Raw genomic sequence first — 20,228 nt, forward strand, 5'->3', positions numbered from 1 at the left:
ACAAAAGAACGTGTGCCGCGGCACACGTTCTTTTTTCATGGTCGTTTTAGCGTCAAGACGACGAGTTCCGGATGATTGAACAGACGAAACGGAAACAGACTGTTCCCGAGACCACGACTGACGATCAGTTCGGTTTGCTGTTCCTGATAGCGACCTGCCGTCACGGTTGGAAAGAATCCTTGACCGGGCGCATACAGACCTTCCGTAAACGGCAGGCGAATCTGTCCGCCATGGGCGTGACCAGATAAAACGAGATCAACGGAACGCTGCGCATACAAGGATTTATATTCCGGACGATGCGCAAGCAAAAGTCGAAACGCATCAGGTGATACGTCTTGCAATGCTTGATCGAGACTTTGACGAATGCCATCAGGTTCCGACAGTCCTTCGCGCCACCGTGTCGTCGTCGGATCATCGATACCGAGTAACGAAATCGATTGACCTTGGTATTCGATGACGCGCGATTCATTCCGGAGAACGGTTACACCCAGTTGCTCAAGCTTCGGCAAAATCGTTAGATTGAGTCGCACCTCATGATTCCCGGTGACGAAGTAGACCGGATATCGATCAACGAGCGCTTTCATGAGTGTAAGGGCGGCCTCTTCACCGTTTCGCCTCGAGTCAATCAAATCACCTGTCATGACGACGAGATCCGGCTTTTCGCGATCAATCTTGTTCAGTAGTCGTTCTTGTTCATTCCCAAACGCTTTGCCATGTAAATCTGCGACCTGCACGACGCGATAGCCATCAAACGCTTCCGGTAAGCGATTCGACGTGACCGTCATCCGTGAGACATCAATGACGTTATTTTCACGATATAAAAACCAGCTTCCTAAGGCGAGGACACCAAGGGATACTAGCCAGCGTGTACGTTTTCGCATAAGCCACCTCATTTCTTCTACTCAGCATAATTCAGGATAACAAAAAAGACCTCCTTCCGTATGCGACGGAAGGAGGAAATCAATTCAATTTAAGCATCTTGTTTTAAATCTGTGACTTCTTTTTGCGCATCGGGTTCATCTGACAAGTCCTTGAACAAGGCGATGACCATCATTCCGACGACGAAGATGAACGGGAAGGCGGCTAGAACAGCGGCTGCTTGTAAGGCGCTTAATCCACCGGCATAAAGTAAGACGGCAGCGATCGAAGACTGGATGACACCCCAAGCAAGCTTGATGCGTAAGCTTGGCATCAGGCTACCGCCAGACGATAGCATACCGAGAACGTACGTCGCGGAGTCAGCCGAAGTGATGAAGAACGTCGTGATCAAGAAGACGGCAACGATACTGAGGAACGTACCTAAGCCACCGAATGTCTCAAACAGAGCGAACATTCCAGTTTCGACCCCTTTATCGTTAACGGTCGAAATCAAATTGACGTTTTGGAACAATTCGTTCCAGATCGCTGACCCACCGAAGACCGAGAACCAAAGGAGACCAAAGATGGTTGGGACAAGCATGATGCCGATGACGAACTCACGAATCGTCCGTCCTTTTGAGACGCGGGCGATGAACGTACCGACGAATGGTGACCATGAAATCCACCAAGCCCAGTAGAAAATCGTCCAACCGTTGATCCACTCACGTTCATCTGGGTTAAAAGCAGAAGCCCGGAAGCTCATGACGGGTAAGTTCTGCAGGTAAGCCCCTGTCGTTTGCACAAAGAGGTCCATAATGAAACTGAACGGTCCGAGGAAGAGGACACCGATCATCAACAGAACGGCAAGAACGATGTTGGCGTTACTGAGACGAACGATTCCTTTATCGAGACCTGACGCGGCACTGATCATGTAGAGAATCGAAACGACGACAATGATGATGATTTGAGTCGTGAATGTGTTTGGAATACTACTTGTCAGGAAGTTGAGCCCACCTGAGATTTGTTGCGCACCGAGACCGAGTGACGTCGCGACACCAAATGCCGTTGCGACGATAGCAAGTACTTCGACAGTACCTTTACCGGCAGAAGCGTACCGAGGCTTCATCAATGAAGCGACAGTGTCACCAATCGTAGCAGGACGTCCTTTTCGGAATGTCGAGTACGCGATAGCAAGCGCGACGATCGCGTATAAGGCCCAAGGGTGGAGTCCCCAATGGAAGAACGAATAGCGCATTGCGAGGCGTGCTGATTCCGTCGGATCGTCTGTTGCGACTGGTGGCGTATGGAAGTGCGTCAATGGCTCTGAGACACCCCAGAAGACAAGCCCGATTCCCATACCAGCACTGAAAAGCATCGCAAACCAAGAAATTAGACCATATTCAGGACGGTCCGAATCCTTACCGAGTCGGATTGAACCGAAGCGGGAAAAGATTAAAAAGATAGCAATGATTAAAAAAGCACTCATGCCGAGTAGATAAAGCCAGCCAAATCCGTTAGAGACAAAGGATTGTGCTTTAGCTGTGACATTTCCGAGACTAGCTGCACCGATTAGGGATTCCGGTAAGATTCCCCATATGGTAAAGAGCACACAGAAAATGACGGATACCATAAAGACTTTTGTGATCTTACTTTTTCGATTATTTTCCATCGTGTTCCACACCTTCTTTCGAATTTTACATAGTTGTTTTGTATCAAATGATGGCAACGACATTATCATTACCCCGTCAATCCGATAACAAAACCTAATCACGCAGGGTACTACCGTAACAAACATTTGAGCGGAAAAGCAAATCGACCGGGAAATGAGAACAAAAAAACCAATGATTTACAAGGAAGGGAGAGCAAAAAAGGGCTCAATCATGCGTATCTAAAATAATGTGGAAATAAAGAAAAAGAAAACGTTAATACTGTTATTTCCCGTTTCGTCTTAAAACTAACGTAAAGCTTGATATGAGCAAATCAGAGGCAGTCTGAAATCAGATTTGATATAACAAAAGCAGTCATCATTTTGAAGGAGGCATTTCCCATGGAAAAAGAACAACAAAAACAAGCGATTCTCGAAGCATTTCAATCTCGTCATGCCACAAAGGCATTTAACGGTCAAATGATCCCAGAAGAAGATTTTCGTTTCGTTTTAGAAACAGCGCGTCTGTCACCGAGCTCGTTCGGTTATGAGCCATGGAACATGCTCGTCATTCAAAATCCAGAAATTCGTGAAGCATTAAAAGAAGTCTCTTGGGGGGCGCAAGGACAATTGCCGACAGCGAGTCACTTTGTCTTATTCCTCGCCCGGACAGGGGAGCAAATGCAGGCAGATGGTCCACATGTTACGCAGATGATGGACTTCCTTGGTTTATCCGAAGAAGCGAAAGCCGGACGGACGAAGCGTTATGGTCTGTTTTTAAAAGAGGATTTCGCGATTGGTGATAACCCGAAAGCGATGGAAGACTGGGCAGCAAAACAAGCTTATATCGCACTCGGGAACATGATGTCGACGGCAGCACAAATCGGTGTGGATTCATGCCCGATCGAAGGATTCGACCAGCAAGCCGTCGAGCAATTACTCGTCGATCGTGGACTGCTCGATCGTTCTGTTTTCACGGTGCCGGTCATGGTCGCGTTCGGTTACCGAGCAGACGAACCAAAACGTGAAAAGCAACGTCGTCCGCTCGATGAAATCGTGACGTTCGTCGAGTAAAGACGAAAGACAAAAATTTTCGAATTATATAGAAGTTTCTTTCGAAATTCGGTATACTCGCATTTGTATGATTAAGAAGCGCCGTAAACGCCACTCGCATACGAACAACTTTTGTCTTGATGAAAGAAAGGGGTTCTATCGCAAATGGAACAAAAATTAAAGTTATGGTTCACGGAACACCAAACGGAAGATTACGGTATCACATTCCGTGTCAACCACGTTTATGAGAGCGAACAAACGGAGTTTCAACGCCTAGAGATGGTTGAAACGGACGAGTTCGGTACGATGTTGTTACTTGACGGAATGGTCATGACGACAGATAAGGACGAGTTCGTTTACCACGAGATGGTCGCGCACGTCCCATTGTTCACACACCCGAATCCAAAGTCGGTTCTGGTCGTTGGTGGAGGAGACGGCGGAGTCATCCGTGAAGTCTTGAAACACCCATCCGTCGAAAAAGCAGTTTTGGTTGAAATCGACGGAAAAGTCATCGAGTATTCGAAAAAATACCTCCCGAACATTGCAGGTGGATTGGACGATGCACGCGTCGAAGTCATCGTTGGGGATGGATTCATGCATATCGCAGAAGCAGAAAACGAGTATGATGTCATCATGGTCGACTCGACAGAACCAGTTGGTCCAGCGGTCAACTTGTTCACGAAAGGCTTCTACTCTGGTATTTCAAAAGCATTAAAAGAGGACGGCATTTTCGTCGCACAATCGGATAACCCATGGTTCACACCAGACTTGATCCGTGATGTTCAACGCGACGTCAAAGAAATCTTCCCGATCACGAAGCTCTACATCGCAAACGTTCCGACATACCCAAGTGGTCTTTGGACGTTCACGATCGGATCGAAGAAACATGATCCGCTTGCAGTTGCACCAGAGCGTTTCCACGAGATCGACACGAAGTATTATACGCCTGAGCTTCACACGGCAGCTTTCGCGCTTCCGAAGTTCGTTAAAGATTTGACGAACGGCTGAGTTCAGTCACTATAGCACACATGAACAGAGCGGTTTCGATCTTCGAAATCGCTCTGTTGTCAGGTAAACAGGCGTTTGCATCAGCAAGCGGCAAATGAACAGGAGGAATGGATCATGCGCTTTGATGAAGCATATTCAGGAAAAGTCTTTATCGCGAGTCAATCGACTCACGAGGATGCAAAAGGAATTTTATACGGCATGCCGATGGACTGGACGGTCAGTTTCCGTCCCGGTTCACGATTCGGTCCGGCACGTATCCGTGAAGTCTCACTTGGTCTAGAAGAATATAGCCCGTACTTAGATGGTGACATCGCCGACGCGAAGTTGTTTGACGCGGGAGATATCCCGTTACCATTCGGGAATGCACAAAAATCACTTGATATGATTGAAGAATACGTCGATTCGTTACTGACAGCAGGCAAGTTCCCGCTCGGTATGGGTGGCGAACATTTAGTCACGTGGCCAGTCGTCAAAGCGTTCGATAAACACTTCGATGATTTTGTCGTACTTCACTTTGATGCGCATACGGACTTACGAGACGAATATGAAGGAGAGCCATTGTCGCACTCGACGCCACTCAAGAAGATCGCCAACTTGATCGGACCAGAGAACTGCTATTCATTCGGAATTCGTTCAGGTATGAAAGAAGAGTTCGAATGGGCGAAGACATCAGGTTACAACCTCTTCAAATACGAGATCGTCGAGCCGCTTCGTCAAGTCCTTCCGACACTTGCCGGTAAAAAGGTCTACGTTACGATCGACATCGATGTTCTTGATCCGTCAGCAGCACCAGGGACAGGAACACAAGAAATCGGTGGGGTGACGACGAAGGAATTACTTGAGGTCGTTCATATGATTGCACGAGCAGACGTTGACGTCATCGGTGCGGATTTGGTAGAAGTATGCCCAGCATACGATCAATCTGACATGACAGCGATCGCTGCAGCGAAGGTATTACGTGAAATGATGATTGGATTCATTAAATGAATAGACAAAAAGAGACCAGACGTGATGTCGGTCTCTTTTGTTTTGTTCAGAGGAAGAACTGAATGACCCCGAACGCACCGAATCCGATGATTAGACTGGCAGACGTCCATTGAATGATACGTAAAGTGGGTGTCGCAAGCTGGTGCTTGAGCAGATGCGTGATGTTCGCTAGAATGACCCACCAAGCGGCAGAACCAAGAAAAATACCGATTAGAAACAAAAAGGCATCTTGTCCGTTCATCATTGTTAACTCAAAGCGTGCAAACAACGCCAGGAATAGCGTGATTGTCATCGGGTTCAAGAACGTCAGGAGTAAGACGGATAGATAGCTACTTAACCGTGACGAGGCTGTATCGGAAATCGAGGCGTTCGAAGAAGCTTGAAACATCGACCAGCCGATGTAACACAAAAACAGACTGCCGATCAGTTGCATCCAGTGTGCTTGAGTGATTAGGGATTGGACAAGCGAAAAACCGGACAATGCAATCAATCCATAAGTGAAGTCTACCGTTGCGGCTCCGAGTCCGGAAACGATGCCGGAAATTCGTCCATGTCGAAGCGTTCGTTGCATGCATAAAAGTCCGATTGGACCTACGGGAGCCGCTAACGCAAACCCGATTCCAAAACCAGTCGCAAACATTAGTCAACCTCGGGTAACGGAAAATGAAGCGATTCCTTTTCCGTCCGCATGATGATTGTTGTTTTTGTCCGCAGGATACCTGCTAATTCTTTGATGTGGTAGGTGATGATTTCATCAAGTTGTTCTGTATCACGACAACGGATTTTAAGTAGATAATCATCGTCCCCGGCGACGTGATGACATTCCAGTACGTACTCAAGTTCTTGAACCCGTTTTAGAAATGGCGCTCGGTGTTCCGGTCGCTCGAGTGAAACAGCGACGAACGCAGCAAGACGATAGTCAAAGGAGGAAGGGTCTAGCACCGTTGTTAATTGACGGATGATACCTTGCTCTTGTAAGCGTGCTACACGTTCTGCTACAGCCGGTGCCGATAAACCGATGTGCTGTGCAAGTGTCGACCATTTCATACGAGCATCGCTTCTTAAAAAATCAATAATTTTTAAATCGTAGGAATCCATAAATAAAAACCTTCCTTTCTATTGTTATTTAGAATATTTTATTTCGAAAAGAAAGGAGGTGTCAAAGTGTTTATAAAACAAGTTCATAGCACACTGAAATCTTTACACATATACGGAACTGTCTTAAGTTTAAGATGTCACCACGAAGGAAATGTTCTGAAGTGTAAGAACATTGGTTTGAGAGCGATGTACATTTGACAATCAGAAAGGTGGAAAAAAGATGAAGAAACTCTTATCGTTTGTGACTGCTACGTTACTGTTTGCACTATTCGTGTTACCAGTAGGCGCAGCTGATGACGCAATGGTTCGTGTCATTCATGCTTCACCAGATGCTCCAGCAGTTGATATTGCGGTCGATGGCAAAAAAGCAGTATCAGGAGCGAAATTCAAAGATGTCACAGATTACCTCACACTACCAGCTGGGGAACATAAAGTAGAAGTATTCGCTGCAGGAACAACAAAAGATCCTGTGCTCTCTCAAACACTCAACGTCGAAGCTGGTAAATTCTACTCTGTCGCAGCAATCGGCAAATTGGCTGATATCAAACTAGCGGTCATGGAAGACAACGGTAAAGGCGAAGACGGCAAATCAATGGTCCGTGTCGCACACTTTGCACCGGATGCACCAGCTGTTGATGTCGCACCAAAAGGTGGAGACCCACTCTTCAGTAACCTTGAATTCTCGAAAGTCTCTGACTACGGTACACTCGATGCAGGCACATATGACCTCGAGGTCCGTCCTGCAGGCGCAACGGATGTCGTCAAAGCACTGGATGGAGTCAAACTCGACAGTGGCAAAAACTATACAGCGCTCGCAATTGGCTTACTTGAAGGCGAACCAGCATTTGAAGTCCTCTTGATCCCAGATGGTGGTGAAATGGCATCAATGCCAGAAACAGGACTTGGTGGTTCATCTGATACGGCTTCTGCTACACCATGGGCAGTCGCAGCAGCTGCTGCCTTGTTAGTAGGAACAGCGTATGTCGTCCGTCGTAAACAAAACGCTTAAGAGTAGTCTTCTTCTCTTACTCGTATTAGCCGGATGTCAATCGGGATCACCTCCAGATGCTACAAAGCCGGAAAAACCAAAACAAACCGAAACAACGACGTCTTCTTCGTCCACTCCATCTGAAAAGGTGGACGAAGAGGCGTTCATACCAACGCGTATTACGATTCCGACGCTCGATGTGAAAGCGAACATCGAAGTCGTCGGGAAGGATAAACAAGGACGGATGGATGTTCCGAAACAGACCGACCAGGTCGCTTGGTACAAGTACGGAGCAAAAGCCGGACAAACTGGAAATGTCGTGTTAGCCGGACACTTGGACGATCAAGAAGGTCCTGCTGTTTTTTATGATTTAGCGAAGATGAAAAAAGGGCAACGGATTGAAGTGACGGGAAAAGCAGGACAACAGGTATCATACGTGGTGACGAACGTCATGTCCTATCCTGTCGATGAAGCACCGGTTGGATCAATCTTCGGTGCGACCGTCATGAATAAACTGACGCTTATTTCATGTATTGGTACGTTTTCAGAATCAAAAGGATACGATCAGCGTCTTGTCGTCACAGCAGAACAAGACGAGTAAAATAAAATAGGCAATTCTTATTTCGGTCAGAACCGAGAATAAGAATTGCCTATTTTTTAATGTGTTTCGGAAGCAGCGACAAGATCCGTCGTCAGTGTCGTCAAGCCTTGTGTCGTCTTACTGAGTCCTTGGATCGTCTCGACGATTTGTCCAAGGTTTTCCTTGTTACGTCCAAATAAGGTGAGGGAGTTTTCCATCTCGCTCTTAACGGTTTGAATTCCTTGTTTCACTTGTTGCAATTCTTGCTGCGATGCGGTGTTGGCGCGTGTGATGTCTTCCATCTGAGAAACGAGTTGTGTGATATTACCATTGTTCTTTTGAATCAGACCATTGATGCTACTACTTAATGACTTGGCATTTTCAGCAAGGTTTCGGACTTCCGTCGCGACGACAGCAAAACCTTTACCGTGTTCACCGGCACGTGCTGCTTCGATCGAAGCATTCAACGCGAGTAAGTTCGTCTGATTGGCGATCGCTTCGATGCTTTGTGTCATCTGGACGATGTCATCCGACGTCGTCTTTAATTCATGGATGCTTTCAAGCGAAGTACCGACTTGTTGTGTCGATTGAGCGAATTGTTGCTCCATCTGTTGCATCTGTCGTTCGTTGGCAATCGTCATTTGGACAAGCTGCTGACTCGTCTGCTCCGTTTGAGCCGTTTCTGCCAACACTTGTGAGGCACGGCGGCTCGTCTCGATGATGGCATGATCCGTGTGTTCGACGGAGCTTGCAACTTCTTGACTGACACGGACGACATCTGTCAAAAGTTGACGGCGCGACTCGTTCGCTGCTGTCACTTCATGAAGACGAGAATCGACGTACTGACTCGTGACGATTTGAGCATCTAAATTCATCGCATGTGTCAAGGCAAGCACAGCTGTCGTCAGTTGGGCTGGGTCATGTTGATAGTGTTCGACGATTTTTGGAATCAACAACGTCTGAAACGCTGCGTAAGAAGCGATGAACCACGTGACGGGAACGAAGTTATGTTTATGCGTCTGTCCCATCCGTGTTCGCATCGCAAGGAACGACTCATCCATATTTCCTGTTAACAAACTCGTAAAGTAGTCGGCGAAGACTTTCTTCAGTCGTTCGCGTGTCGATGATTGTTTCGCGATCGTTGCCATCTCGGGATTCAATAATAGATGGTCAAGCACTTGCTCGAGGACTTCATCTAAGATACCTTGAACGACAGGCGCCATCGATTTGAGTGTCTGTAGCTGTTCTTCTGTATAGCCCATGTATACGAGACGGGATGTGAGATCAGGATCTGCCGTCTTTGTAATGAGACGGGAATCAGGAAAGCCGATTGTAGCTTGATAAGCTGAAGTAGTCTTACTTTTAAAAGGGTTACGCACGTAGTTGCCTCCAATACTCAAGATGTGAATAAATTGATGTCTGTTTCTTATCGGTTCATCTTGACGAAGTGATACTGATTTTCGAAAAAAAGACGAGAATATTGAAAAACATTGACCGGAAACAAAAAAACTCATGGCAAGTGCCATGAGGAGAATAAAAAATATACAGGATTAGACCGGTTGATCTTCCTGAAATGCTTTTTTGGCGTCCACAATCGAGCGCATCCGTTGAACGCAAGCTTGGACAAACTGAATATCAATGGAGGTGAAACGGGTGACAGGTCCACGAGCTGACTCAGCACTGAATGTGAAGGTTCCGAGATTCCAAAGTTCGATTTTAAATCGTTTTCCTTTGTTGTCGTCGAAGTGTTCTACGAATTCGATTTTCGGTACCATACGAACCCCTCCTTACTCCGTACATTCCCGCTTTTCAAAAAATAAAAAAGCCAAACTGCGAGTTAGAAGCAGTTTGGCTTAAAAAAATTATGCAGTCGGCACATCATAGCCGATCTCTTCAATCGCATCGACGAGACGCTCACGTGAAACGTCCTCATGCTGTACGGTCACTTGGTTTTGTTCGAGTGAGACAGTTGCCTGTTGCACACCTTCGACTTCAGATAGAGCGGATTCAACACTCGCTTTACAGTGATTGCATGTCATACCGATAACAGATAATGTTGTTTCTTTCATGATGATGTTCCTCCTTCAGATAGTGGGGTACGTTTTAATCGTAACGCATTCGTCACGACAGAGACAGAGCTGAATGCCATGGCAGCGCCCGCAAGCCATGGGGCAAGCAGCCCGAGAAAAGCGACCGGAATGCCAATCGTATTATAGCCAAGTGCGAAGACAAGATTTTGACGAATATTTTTCATCGTTTGCTCACTCAACTCGATCGCAAGTAAAACTTGTTTTAAGTCGTGTCCAAGCAATGTCACGTCGGCTGCTTCAAGGGCAACATCCGTGCCGCTACCGAGCGCGATGCCAACGTCCGCCGTTACAAGAGCAGGGGCATCATTGATACCGTCTCCGACCATCGCGACACGTTTCGTTTGTTGAAGTGATTGAATAACATCAGCCTTTTCAACAGGTAAGACGTCAGCAAAGACGAACGCTGGATCGAGTCCAAGCTCCTCTGCTAAATGCTCGGCGACTTCCCGACGATCACCGGTCAAGAGATACACTTCTTTTGTCTGGCGCAACCGCCGGATCGTTTCTTTCGCTGAATCTTTCAACGCGTCACGGATGGCGTATCCGGCAACGACTTTTCCGTCGACAGCAACATATACGAGTGTCGCTCCAAGTGATGTCCAGTCGGGAAGAGTAAGACCGCGTTCCTGCATCATTCGCGCCGATCCGACGATGAGATCATGTCCCATGATTTGTCCCGTGATCCCATGTCCTGATTCGACGTGGAATCGTTCGATATCAAAGACGACATCCCGTTCTGCTGTGATGGCGCGAGCAAGGGGATGTTCCGATTGCCGTTCAAGCGCAGCAGCGAAATCGAGCGCTGTCTCCGTACCGAACGTTTCGACGACGATGGGGCGACCGACTGTCAGTGTTCCGGTCTTATCAAAGACGACAGCATCGACATGTTGAAGATTCTCGAGTTGAGCACCGCCCTTGAAGAGAATACCTCGTTCCGCCCCTTTTCCGGTTCCAACCATGATCGAAGTTGGTGTCGCAAGCCCGAGCGCACATGGACAAGCGATGACGAGCACCGCGATGGCAGGACGAATCGCTTCCGCAAAGGAACCGGTGAACATCCACCAAGCGGCTAACGTCAGAAGCGCGATGGCAACGACGATCGGCACGAACACACCAGAAATCCGATCGGCTTGTCGTTGAATCGGTGCTTTTTCAGTCTGCGCTTGTTCGACGACACGAATGATTTGCGAGAGAACTGTCGCTTGTCCGATTTTTGTCGCTTCGACTTGTAAAGATCCGTTCGTATTCAGCGTACCACCAATGACGGATTCCCCAACCGTTTTATGAACAGGCGCGGATTCACCAGTCAACATCGATTCATCGAGATACGCGTCGCCAGCCCGAATGACACCATCTGTCGGAATTTTGTTCCCGGGTTTTACGAGTAAGATCATACCAGTTTGAATCGCGTCGATGGAGACAGTTCGTTCCTGTCCATCCTCTAAGACGACGGCTTCCTTCGCTTGAAGGGAGAGCAGGCTTTTGATTGCTCCTGTCGTCTGTTGTTTGGCACGGTCTTCGAGAACTTTACCGAGCAGGACGAGTGTAATCAGAATCGCGCTTGTCTCAAAGTAAAGGTGAGGCATATTAGAGACGAGTAGCATTTCAGCAACGGAATAAAAGTAGGCTGCCGATGTCCCGAGTGCAACGAGAACGTCCATATTGGCACTCCCACTCCGTAAACTTTTATAAGCCCCGCTGTAGAAGGGCGCTCCGATGATGAATTGTACTGGTGTTGCTAAAGCAAACTGTAGCCACGGATTCATCAAGAATGGAAGATGAAACGGACTGTTCGGAATATGCGTCAGCATGCTCGCAAGCAGCGGTAACGATAGAAGGGCCGCGATGATAAAGCGATACAGCATCCGGCGATTCGATTTTGTTGCGTGTGGTGCTTGTTTGACCGTTGCCCCGTAGCCGATTTTTCGGATTTTTTCGATGATCGCTTGATCGTCATAGGCATCAGAAATCGAGACACGAGCGGTTTCAAGCGGCAAGTTGACCGTTGCTTCAACCCCGTCCATCCGGTTGAGGACTTTTTCAATCCGGGCAGAGCAGGCGGCACACGTCATGCCTTCAATATCAAACTCAATCGTTTTTGACATCAGAAAACCCTCCTTACTTTTTCAATCGAGCGATGACCGCCATCAATTCTTCGACGTAAGCGTCCGTACTGTCTTGACGGGTGGCAACTTCATGCATGCACATCTTGACATGGCGTTCGATGATTTGTAGTTCGACTTGCCGCAAAGCTGCTTGGATTGATGCCGTTTGCGTCAAAATGTCAATACAATACCGATCTTCAGCGACCATGTTAGCAATCCCGCGGACTTGTCCTTCGATGCGCTTTAGTCGTTTCATCAACGCATCTTGTTCTTCGTTCGTTCGTGGAACGACGGGATGATCGTGTGTCATAGTCGTACCTCCTTTGGTGATCTTGTTGTCATCTTTACTGTAACATATAGGTATGGGGGGTACCAGTATTTAGCTTAAGAAATAAAAAAAACAGTCGCGAGAGGCGACTGCTTTTGTACTTATTGATTGGAAACTTGTGGTTTGACGATCGTTTCGTTTAATGAACGTTGATCGCTAATGATGTCTTCAGCTTGTGTCGCCCGTTTAATGAAGAAAGCAAGGACGAATGCTAGACCAGCAATGAACGTCGAGATGAAGAACGCATAGTTGATTCCGTCAAGCGTTGCTTGCATCGTAATCTGCTGTTTTAAAGCAGCAGCCGCTTCAGCTGTCGGTTGACTCGTCATGTTCTTCGCTGCTTCAGCCGCGAGTTCTGTTCCACGTGTCTTCGCATGCGTCGACATGATTGTAACAAGCAAGGCGGTACCAATCGCACCGGATACTTGTTGCAACGTATTGTTCATCGCTGTTCCGTGTGGATAGTAGCGTGTTGGTAACTGGTTCAAACCGTTCGTCGAGACTGGCATCATGACCATTGACATCCCGAACATCCGCAATGAATACAGGACGATCAGATGCGTATACGTCGTATCCATCTCAAGCTGACTGAAGTAGTAACTGGTAACGACTGTGATGAACAAACCAGTTAACGCAAGAGGACGACCACCAATCTTATCAAACAGTTTCCCGTTGATCGGTGACATGACGGCCATCAAGATAGCACCCGGTAACAGCATGAGACCCGCATCGAGTGGTGAGATACCGCGAATTGTCTGGACATAAATCGGAAGCAATAACATCCCGGAGAACATCGCCATCGTGACGACCATCGAGATGGCAGAAGACAAGGCGAACATCGGGTAACGATAAATCTTGAAGTTGAGCATCGGACGTTCCATATGGAGCTGACGGTAAATGAATGTCACAAGTGCGATGACTCCGACGATCAGCGCTCCATAGACGTGGAAGCTATCCCAACCCTTAGAGCCGGCAGAACTGAAACCGTACAATAAGCCACCGAAACCAAGTGATGAAAGTGCAACGGAAGCAAGATCAATCCGAGCGGCAGATCGTTCCTTGACGTCACGAAGTAAAAAGAAACCAGCGACGAGAACGATTAAGGCGATTGGTGTGATGAAGTGGAACAGCATCCGCCAATCATAATGCTCGATGATCCAACCAGATAGCGTTGGTCCGATTGCTGGAGCTCCCATCATGATTAATCCGAAGAAGCCCATCGCAGTCCCACGTTTTTCAATCGGGAAACTGACGAGCATGACGTTCATCAGCAACGGCATCATGATCGCAGAACCGGATGCTTGAATCATCCGTCCTGCGAGCAAGACAGGGAAGACTTCTGCGAAGCCGGCAAGAATCGTTCCGGCCGAGAAGAGGGTCATTGCGAGTAAGAAGAGGCGACGAACCGAATATTTTTGAATCAAGAACGCAGATGTCGGAATTAAGACACCGTTGACGAGCATGAAACCAGTCGACAGCCATTGAGCAGTTGATGGTTCGATCGCTAAATCCTTCATGATCGAAGGCAGGGCGATGTTGAGCAAAGTATTATTTAAGAAAGCAATGAATGCCCCGATCATCAAAACGGCGAGTATGCCGTAAGGAGCCCGAGCAGTATGAGTTGCACTTTGTTGCATGAGTATCCTCCTAACTAAACTAACGGTACAGATTTCTATACGGTCGTTCTATCTGTAGTTTATCTTAATCTGATTTAGTTCGAATTACAAATAATAATAGCTAAGAAAGATAATTTTATTTTTTGTGTAAGATTGAAAGCGTTTTTCTAGTAGGCTAAACGAGAAGAACAGCATGTTGTACACTCGAAATCGCTTCCTAGGGAAACGATTCAAGGTAAACAAAAAAGCGCAATCCTTCTCGTTAAAGAAAAATTGCGCGTCGTCTTTAGTTTGAAACAGCCGGAGGCTTGTTTCATAGCTAGCATTACTGGACGTTCGTTTCGAGTGCATCTTTCGTGATGTCGTAATGAGAGGCTGTCCAGACCGATTTACCGTCTTGAATGAACAAAACTTGTGGTGACTCGTGTCGAACGCTGTAATGTTCGGCGATGTGGTTCGATAACGTCCGAGCTTCTTGGACGAAAAGATACGCCGTTGGAACAGATGTTTCATCCGCGAACTTCGTATACTCCGAGAATCCTGCGGCACTGATCGGGCACGTCGTGCTGTGTTTGCAAATCACGAACGCGGTGTGTTCGGACGCAAATTGATCAAAATCAGAAATAGATTGCAGTTTACGTGGTTGTGTCATGTATATCACCCTCCATACGTCCGGAGACGTTCACTTAACTTTAGATTTTCCCGGTAATCGACCGGACAGTCAATTAAAACGGGTCCATCACTTGCAAATGCTTGGTCAAGACAATGTGCGAGGGAACCATGCTCACCGACACGAAGACCGAGTGCCCCAAAGGCGTGAGCCAGTTGAACGAGGTCTGGATTGTCAAACGTGATGTAGGACGACCGCCCATACGCTTGTTGTTGTTTCCATTCAATCAGTCCGTAGGTTCCGTCACGCCAAATCAATACGACGAGTGGAAGCTTCAGACGAACGGCAGTTTCAAGATCTTGTCCATTCATCAGAAAGGCACCATCTCCAGCCGCACAGACGATTCGCCGATCCGGATATAACAGCTTGGCTGCGAGCGCACTCGATAAACCATAGCCCATCGAAGCGAATCCATTGGAAATGAATAATTGATCTGGACGTGTCGTTTGATAATGACGAGCGAGCCACACTTTATGGGCGCCGACGTCTGAGAAGACCATGCCATCCTCCCCGACGGTTCGTTCGAGTTCACGGACGATACTTTGAGGATGTAAAGGCAAGGCAAGCGAGTACGTTTCTTGAATCTCGTCGCGTAATTTATCGCGATCGTGTTGCCAGCCGTTCCACGCACGCTCTGGAAGTAAAGGAGTCAATACAGTCAGCATATCGACGAGTGGTCCGACTACGTTCGCGACGACCGGATAATAGGCATCGATTTCGTGAGGATTCGTATCCAAATGGACGATTGGTGTCTTTTTCGGGTTCCATTTTTGCGGAGGTAACTCCGTAATATCGTAGCCCACCGTAATAATGAGGTCACTCGCATCGAGAATCCGCTGGTTGTAATCGACGTCCGGTAAACCGATCGTGTGTGCAGCGAGCGGATGGTGTGAAGAAATCGCTCCTTTTCCCATCATCGTCTCGACGACAGGAGCTTGGAGCTTTTCGACGAATGCTCGAAACGCTTCAAGTGCTTGCTGCCGGTGGATGCCAAATCCAGCAATGATGACGGGCCGTTTTGCTCGTTCAATCAGACGTAAAGCATCGGGATCATCAATCGTCAAGGAATGGAGATGCGTTGGCGTACTATCCTGCTGTAAGGGTGTCACTGATTGATTACGTTCTTGTTTTGCGATGTCTTCTGGAAAAGAGATATGGGTTGCCCCTGGTTTTTCACTACTTGCTGTCGCAAAGGCACGTCGAACGATTTCCGGAATGACCTCCGCCGACAGCACGGACGTACTGGACTTCGTGACAGGACGATAGAGATCTACGAGATCAAACATTTGATGCGACGCCTTATGTTGCCGTGCTGTTGCGCCTTGACCCGTGATCGCGACGACAGGGGAGTGATCCATCGTCGCACTTGCAATACCGGTCATCATATTGGTCGCACCAGGACCTAGTGTCGATAGGCAGACACCCGGTCGCCCACTCAGGCGACCGAACATCGCTGCCATGAAAGCGGCGTTCGTTTCGTGACGTGTCGTGATAAAGGTGATCGACGAACGACTGAGCGATTCGAGCAATGTGATGTTTTCCTCACCGGGAACACCAAAGATATGCGTGACGCCCTCTGCCTCTAAACATTGGACGAACCAATCCGCCGCGTTCACGCTAGTCCACCGATGGAAATGTACTTCGTCTCAAGATACGCTTCGAGTCCTTCACTACCGCCTTCGCGCCCGAGACCGGATTGTTTCATTCCACCAAATGGTGCTTGCGCAGCAGAAGGAACGCCATCATTCCAGCCGACGATTCCATAATCAAGCCCCTCGATTGCACGAATGGCACGCGCGTAATCCTTTGTAAAGACGTACGAAGCGAGACCGAATGGTGTCTGATTGGCGTAACGAACCGCCTCCTCATCAGAACTGACACGCTGGACGGGAGCAACAGGTCCGAACGTCTCCTCGTTCATGATCAGCATGCCGGGTTTTACGTCCGCAAGAACGGTTGCTTCATAATAATAGACATCGTTCTCCTCATCCGTCGTTCCTGTTCCGCCCGTGACGACTCGTGCACCAGCGGATGTCGCATCATCAACATGTTTTTTGACTTTATCGTAACCCGCTTTATTGATCATCGGTCCAATCTTCGTCTCAGCATCCAGACCATTTCCGGTCTTCAACTTCGCTGTCTCTTGCCCGAGTTTTTCAACGAACGCGTCATAGATCGAGTCGGATACGTAAATCCGGTTTCCGCAGACACACGTCTGTCCGCCATTACGGAATTTAGACTTAATCGTCTCAGCAACAGCTAAATCAAGGTCACAGTCATCAAAGACGAGAATCGGTGCATGTCCTCCGAGTTCGAGCGACATCGCCTTGATCGTCTCTGCTCCTTGAGCCATCAGCGTCCGTCCGACTTCGGTTGAACCAGTGAAGGTGATCTTATCGACATGTGGATGTGTCGCGAGTGATTCACCGAGTGCTTTCCCGCTGCCTGTAACGGCATTGACGACGCCTTCTGGAATCCCAACTTCCTGACAGAGTTCAAGAAGACGAAGCGCGGTAAGCGGAGTCGCTGTTGGTGGTTTGATGACAAACGTACATCCGGCGACGAGTGCCGGAGCAAGCTTTCGGGTAATCATGGCAGCCGGGAAGTTCCATGGTGTGATTGCAGCAACGACACCGACCGGCTGTTTGATGACTTGAAGTCGTTTAGAAGCATCATGCGTTGGAATGACACGCCCATACGCCCGTTTTCCTTCCTCTGCAAACCACTTGACGAAGTTTGCGGCATACTGCACTTCACCTTCTGATTCAGCGAGCGGTTTCCCCATTTCCAGCGTCATCAGGCGAGCCAGTTCATCTTTTTTCTCAATCATCTTCGCATATAATTTCTCGAGAAGTTCGGCACGTTCGTAGACCGTCCGTTTCGACCAATCAGGAAATGCCTTCCGTGCTGCTTCGACAGCATCATTGACGTCTGATTTTGTTCCGTTTGGTACACTACCGACGACTTCCCCGGTCGCCGGATTCGTAACATCCGTCCGTTCTCGTCCGTGATCTAGCCATTGTCCGCCAATAAAGAATTGTCCCTTCATCCTGAAAATCCCCCTTTTTTTACGTGCATTGATAAGGGTATACCCGAACGAAGAAAAAAAGATTCACTCTCGGAAGGAAAGGTTATGCAAAAGGGTAGAAATCGACCGATAAACAGTGTAGGATAATTCAGTAAATGTAATGTAAAACGCTATGAAATATTCATCGTGAATAAAGAGTGACACCCGTTGATGTGAAATGGTGGAATCACCCCCGAAACATTGACTTTAAAAGTGGATTTGATAAGATGAAGGTAGAGGATTTGCGCAATCGGTTGCGCTTTAAAGATGACTATGTATTGGATGATGAAAAAGACCACTAATGACTGACCTACGAGAGGATTCACGACACATGACACAAATGATACCGCGCCCTGAAACGGCCCAACAAACAATTACACGAGCTTGGTGGAAAGAAGCAGTTGCTTACCAAATCTATCCACGCAGCTTTTACGATGCAAACAACGATGGAATCGGCGATATTCCCGGTATCATCGCAAAACTGGATTATTTGAAGGATCTTGGTGTTGATGTGCTTTGGATTTGTCCGATGTTTAAATCGCCGAATGATGATAACGGATATGACATCAGTGATTATGAAGATATCATGGATGAATTCGGTACGATGGCGGACTTTGATCTCTTAATGGAAGAAGCGCATAAGCGTGACATCAAGGTCTTGCTTGATCTCGTCGTCAACCACACATCCGATGAACACCCGTGGTTCCTTGAATCGCGTTCGTCAAAAGACAATGAGAAACGCGACTGGTACATCTGGAAAGATGCTGTCAACGGTGGTGAGCCGAACAACTGGGAAAGTATTTTCGGCGGATCAGCATGGGAATATGACGAAAAGACGGAGCAGTACTTCCTCCACGTCTTCTCACGTCGTCAGCCGGACTTGAACTGGCAAAACCGCGACATGCGTCAAGCCGTCTATACGATGATTAACTGGTGGCTCGATAAAGGCATCGACGGTTTCCGAATCGATGCGATCAGTCACATCAACAAGGATCAATCATTCGCTGATCTCCCGAACCCGCTCGGTATGCCGTATGTCCCTTCATTCGATATGCATATGAACGTCGAAGGCATCCATGCGTATCTCGAAGAGTTGAAGGATGAGACGTTCTCGAAATACGATATCATGACAGTTGGAGAAGCAAATGGTGTCACACCGGAAGAAGCGGATCTATGGGTCGGGGAAGAGAACGGCAAGATGAACATGGTCTTCCAGTTCGAGCGCATGGATCTCTGGCGCGCAGATACGGAAAAAGGCGTCGACGTCGTCAAACTGAAACAAGTGCTGACGAAGTGGCAAAAAGGACTTGAAGCAACAGGTTGGAATGCCTTGTACCTCGAAAACCACGATAAGGTTCGTTCGGTCTCCCTTTGGGGCGACGAGGAACAGTACTGGAAAGAGAGCGCGAAGTCGCTTGCGATGATGTATTTCTTCATGCAAGGCACACCGTTCATCTATCAAGGACAAGAGATCGGGATGACAAACGTTCAATTCCCGGACATTTCGGATTATGATGATGTTGCTACGAAAAATATGTACGATATGCAACTTGCTTCTGGTAAGACACATGAGGAAATCATGGAAGTCATCTGGAACTCGTCCCGTGATAACTCACGTACACCGATGCAGTGGACGAATGAGCAAAACGGTGGCTTCTCGAATCAATCTCCATGGTTTGGTGTCAACCCGAACTACGCGGACATCAACGTCGCGTCGCAAGAACAAGATGAAGATTCAATCTTGAACTTCTATAAACGAATGATTCAAATTCGTAAGATGGAAGAGACGTTGATCTACGGCGCGTACGATCTTATCTTACCGGAAGATACAAAAGTCTACGCGTATACACGGACGCTTGGTGACGAACAGTTCTTGATCGTTACGAACTTAAAAGGCGAAACAGCAGAAATCGATACGGACATCATCTTGCACTCGGACAATATGTTGCTTGGCAACTATCCGACGATGCACCATGAAGGAACAGAACTGGAACTTCGTCCATTCGAAGCTCGTCTGTACCGTGTGCGCTAATATGTTTTGAACGGATTCGAAGTATATCGAATCCGTTTTTTTGTTGCATGTAAGCAGAAGGTGCATCAGACGAAAAAATCGTGTACGCTAAACGATGAGGTGA

At 47.7% G+C, this 20,228-nt stretch carries 19 protein-coding genes; 6 read left to right on the top strand and 13 right to left on the bottom strand.

Annotation, left to right across the window (positions count from 1 at the left end; genetic code table 11):
- Positions 1–35 precede the first annotated feature (35 nt).
- Both P401_RS0115895 and P401_RS0115900 read right to left on the bottom strand, forming a co-directional pair.
- Positions 36–881 carry a metallophosphoesterase gene (locus tag P401_RS0115895; protein WP_029343210.1) on the bottom strand — a complete coding sequence of 282 codons (846 nt, stop codon included), beginning with the start codon at positions 879–881 and terminating at the stop codon, positions 36–38.
- Positions 882–970: 89 nt separating this feature from the next.
- Complete coding sequence (locus tag P401_RS0115900) at positions 971–2,527, bottom strand: BCCT family transporter (protein WP_029343211.1); 1,557 nt, start codon at positions 2,525–2,527, stop codon at positions 971–973.
- A 378-nt stretch (positions 2,528–2,905) separates the two neighbouring features.
- Between P401_RS0115900 and P401_RS0115905 the strand changes: the two genes are divergently transcribed.
- From P401_RS0115905 to speB, 3 genes are all read left to right on the top strand, one after another.
- Entirely contained in the window at positions 2,906–3,577 is a 672-nt protein-coding gene (locus P401_RS0115905) for an NAD(P)H-dependent oxidoreductase (protein WP_029343212.1), read from the top strand.
- Positions 3,578–3,721: 144 nt separating this feature from the next.
- A complete protein-coding gene (gene speE / locus P401_RS0115910; protein ID WP_023466799.1) occupies positions 3,722–4,564 on the top strand; it encodes a polyamine aminopropyltransferase in 843 nt (280 codons plus the stop codon).
- Positions 4,565–4,678: 114 nt separating this feature from the next.
- Entirely contained in the window at positions 4,679–5,551 is an 873-nt protein-coding gene (speB, locus tag P401_RS0115915; RefSeq protein WP_029343213.1) for an agmatinase, read from the top strand.
- Positions 5,552–5,597: 46 nt separating this feature from the next.
- On the opposite strand, the gene P401_RS0115920 is transcribed toward speB, so the two are convergent.
- A complete protein-coding gene (locus tag P401_RS0115920) occupies positions 5,598–6,191 on the bottom strand; it encodes a LysE family translocator (protein ID WP_029343214.1) in 594 nt (197 codons plus the stop codon).
- Positions 6,191–6,649, bottom strand: coding sequence for an Lrp/AsnC family transcriptional regulator (locus P401_RS0115925; protein WP_029343215.1), 459 nt, complete (start codon positions 6,647–6,649; stop codon positions 6,191–6,193). The genes P401_RS0115920 and P401_RS0115925 overlap by 1 nt, the downstream gene beginning before the upstream one ends.
- Positions 6,650–6,869: 220 nt before the next feature.
- Here P401_RS0115925 and P401_RS0115930 point away from each other — a divergent pair, with 220 nt between their 5' ends.
- Together P401_RS0115930 and P401_RS0115935 are read left to right on the top strand one after the other, a co-directional pair.
- A complete protein-coding gene (locus P401_RS0115930) occupies positions 6,870–7,658 on the top strand; it encodes a DUF4397 domain-containing protein (RefSeq protein WP_023466804.1) in 789 nt (262 codons plus the stop codon).
- Positions 7,630–8,238 (top strand): class F sortase, encoded by a 609-nt coding sequence (locus P401_RS0115935; RefSeq protein WP_029343216.1) that lies wholly within the window; start codon positions 7,630–7,632, stop codon positions 8,236–8,238. The genes P401_RS0115930 and P401_RS0115935 overlap by 29 nt, the downstream gene beginning before the upstream one ends.
- Before the next feature lie 56 nt (positions 8,239–8,294).
- Here the strand turns inward: P401_RS0115935 and P401_RS0115940 are convergent, their stop codons facing one another.
- The 9 genes from P401_RS0115940 to P401_RS0115980 all read right to left on the bottom strand — a co-directional run bounded on the left by P401_RS0115940 (position 8,295) and on the right by P401_RS0115980 (position 18,075).
- Complete coding sequence (locus P401_RS0115940; RefSeq protein WP_029343217.1) at positions 8,295–9,596, bottom strand: globin-coupled sensor protein; 1,302 nt, start codon at positions 9,594–9,596, stop codon at positions 8,295–8,297.
- A 171-nt stretch (positions 9,597–9,767) separates the two neighbouring features.
- Positions 9,768–9,992: a hypothetical protein gene (locus P401_RS0115945; protein WP_023466807.1), complete on the bottom strand. Its 225-nt coding sequence runs from the start codon at positions 9,990–9,992 to the stop codon at positions 9,768–9,770.
- An 87-nt stretch (positions 9,993–10,079) separates the two neighbouring features.
- Positions 10,080–10,286 carry a copper ion binding protein gene (locus P401_RS0115950; protein ID WP_029343218.1) on the bottom strand — a complete coding sequence of 69 codons (207 nt, stop codon included), beginning with the start codon at positions 10,284–10,286 and terminating at the stop codon, positions 10,080–10,082.
- Positions 10,283–12,412 (bottom strand): heavy metal translocating P-type ATPase, encoded by a 2,130-nt coding sequence (locus tag P401_RS0115955; RefSeq protein ID WP_029343219.1) that lies wholly within the window; start codon positions 12,410–12,412, stop codon positions 10,283–10,285. The genes P401_RS0115950 and P401_RS0115955 overlap by 4 nt, the downstream gene beginning before the upstream one ends.
- 13 nt (positions 12,413–12,425) lie before the next feature.
- Positions 12,426–12,722 (bottom strand): metal-sensitive transcriptional regulator, encoded by a 297-nt coding sequence (locus P401_RS0115960; RefSeq protein ID WP_029343220.1) that lies wholly within the window; start codon positions 12,720–12,722, stop codon positions 12,426–12,428.
- Between the two features lie 119 nt (positions 12,723–12,841).
- A complete protein-coding gene (locus P401_RS0115965) occupies positions 12,842–14,377 on the bottom strand; it encodes a DHA2 family efflux MFS transporter permease subunit (protein ID WP_029343221.1) in 1,536 nt (511 codons plus the stop codon).
- 304 nt (positions 14,378–14,681) lie between these two features.
- Positions 14,682–15,008 (bottom strand): bacillithiol system redox-active protein YtxJ, encoded by a 327-nt coding sequence (gene ytxJ / locus P401_RS0115970; protein WP_029343222.1) that lies wholly within the window; start codon positions 15,006–15,008, stop codon positions 14,682–14,684.
- A 5-nt stretch (positions 15,009–15,013) separates the two neighbouring features.
- Complete coding sequence (locus tag P401_RS0115975) at positions 15,014–16,642, bottom strand: acetolactate synthase large subunit (protein ID WP_029343223.1); 1,629 nt, start codon at positions 16,640–16,642, stop codon at positions 15,014–15,016.
- The gene (locus P401_RS0115980; protein WP_023466816.1) at positions 16,639–18,075 is read right to left on the bottom strand and encodes an NAD-dependent succinate-semialdehyde dehydrogenase; all 1,437 of its coding nucleotides are present in this window, start codon (positions 18,073–18,075) and stop codon (positions 16,639–16,641) included. The genes P401_RS0115975 and P401_RS0115980 overlap by 4 nt, the downstream gene beginning before the upstream one ends.
- Before the next feature lie 349 nt (positions 18,076–18,424).
- On the opposite strand from P401_RS0115980, the gene P401_RS0115985 reads away from it, so the two are divergent.
- Complete coding sequence (locus P401_RS0115985) at positions 18,425–20,125, top strand: glycoside hydrolase family 13 protein (protein ID WP_051656329.1); 1,701 nt, start codon at positions 18,425–18,427, stop codon at positions 20,123–20,125.
- Positions 20,126–20,228: the final 103 nt, after the last annotated feature.

This window comes from Exiguobacterium acetylicum DSM 20416, assembly GCF_000702605.1.
GTDB classification, from domain to species: domain Bacteria; phylum Bacillota; class Bacilli; order Exiguobacteriales; family Exiguobacteriaceae; genus Exiguobacterium_A; species Exiguobacterium_A acetylicum.

Bases quoted from the DNA above. Each gene is read 5' to 3' on its own strand.
- P401_RS0115895 (WP_029343210.1), bottom strand. From the start codon at position 881: ATGCGAAAACGTACACGCTGGCTAGTATCCCTTGGTGTCCTCGCCTTA.
- P401_RS0115900 (WP_029343211.1), bottom strand. From the start codon at position 2,527: ATGGAAAATAATCGAAAAAGTAAGATCACAAAAGTCTTTATGGTATCC.
- P401_RS0115905 (WP_029343212.1), top strand. From the start codon at position 2,906: ATGGAAAAAGAACAACAAAAACAAGCGATTCTCGAAGCATTTCAATCT.
- speE (WP_023466799.1), top strand. From the start codon at position 3,722: ATGGAACAAAAATTAAAGTTATGGTTCACGGAACACCAAACGGAAGAT.
- speB (WP_029343213.1), top strand. From the start codon at position 4,679: ATGCGCTTTGATGAAGCATATTCAGGAAAAGTCTTTATCGCGAGTCAA.
- P401_RS0115920 (WP_029343214.1), bottom strand. From the start codon at position 6,191: ATGTTTGCGACTGGTTTTGGAATCGGGTTTGCGTTAGCGGCTCCCGTA.
- P401_RS0115925 (WP_029343215.1), bottom strand. From the start codon at position 6,649: ATGGATTCCTACGATTTAAAAATTATTGATTTTTTAAGAAGCGATGCT.
- P401_RS0115930 (WP_023466804.1), top strand. From the start codon at position 6,870: ATGAAGAAACTCTTATCGTTTGTGACTGCTACGTTACTGTTTGCACTA.
- P401_RS0115935 (WP_029343216.1), top strand. From the start codon at position 7,630: ATGTCGTCCGTCGTAAACAAAACGCTTAAGAGTAGTCTTCTTCTCTTA.
- P401_RS0115945 (WP_023466807.1), bottom strand. From the start codon at position 9,992: ATGGTACCGAAAATCGAATTCGTAGAACACTTCGACGACAACAAAGGA.
- P401_RS0115950 (WP_029343218.1), bottom strand. From the start codon at position 10,286: ATGAAAGAAACAACATTATCTGTTATCGGTATGACATGCAATCACTGT.
- P401_RS0115955 (WP_029343219.1), bottom strand. From the start codon at position 12,412: ATGTCAAAAACGATTGAGTTTGATATTGAAGGCATGACGTGTGCCGCC.
- P401_RS0115960 (WP_029343220.1), bottom strand. From the start codon at position 12,722: ATGACACACGATCATCCCGTCGTTCCACGAACGAACGAAGAACAAGAT.
- P401_RS0115965 (WP_029343221.1), bottom strand. From the start codon at position 14,377: ATGCAACAAAGTGCAACTCATACTGCTCGGGCTCCTTACGGCATACTC.
- ytxJ (WP_029343222.1), bottom strand. From the start codon at position 15,008: ATGACACAACCACGTAAACTGCAATCTATTTCTGATTTTGATCAATTT.
- P401_RS0115980 (WP_023466816.1), bottom strand. From the start codon at position 18,075: ATGAAGGGACAATTCTTTATTGGCGGACAATGGCTAGATCACGGACGA.
- P401_RS0115985 (WP_051656329.1), top strand. From the start codon at position 18,425: ATGACACAAATGATACCGCGCCCTGAAACGGCCCAACAAACAATTACA.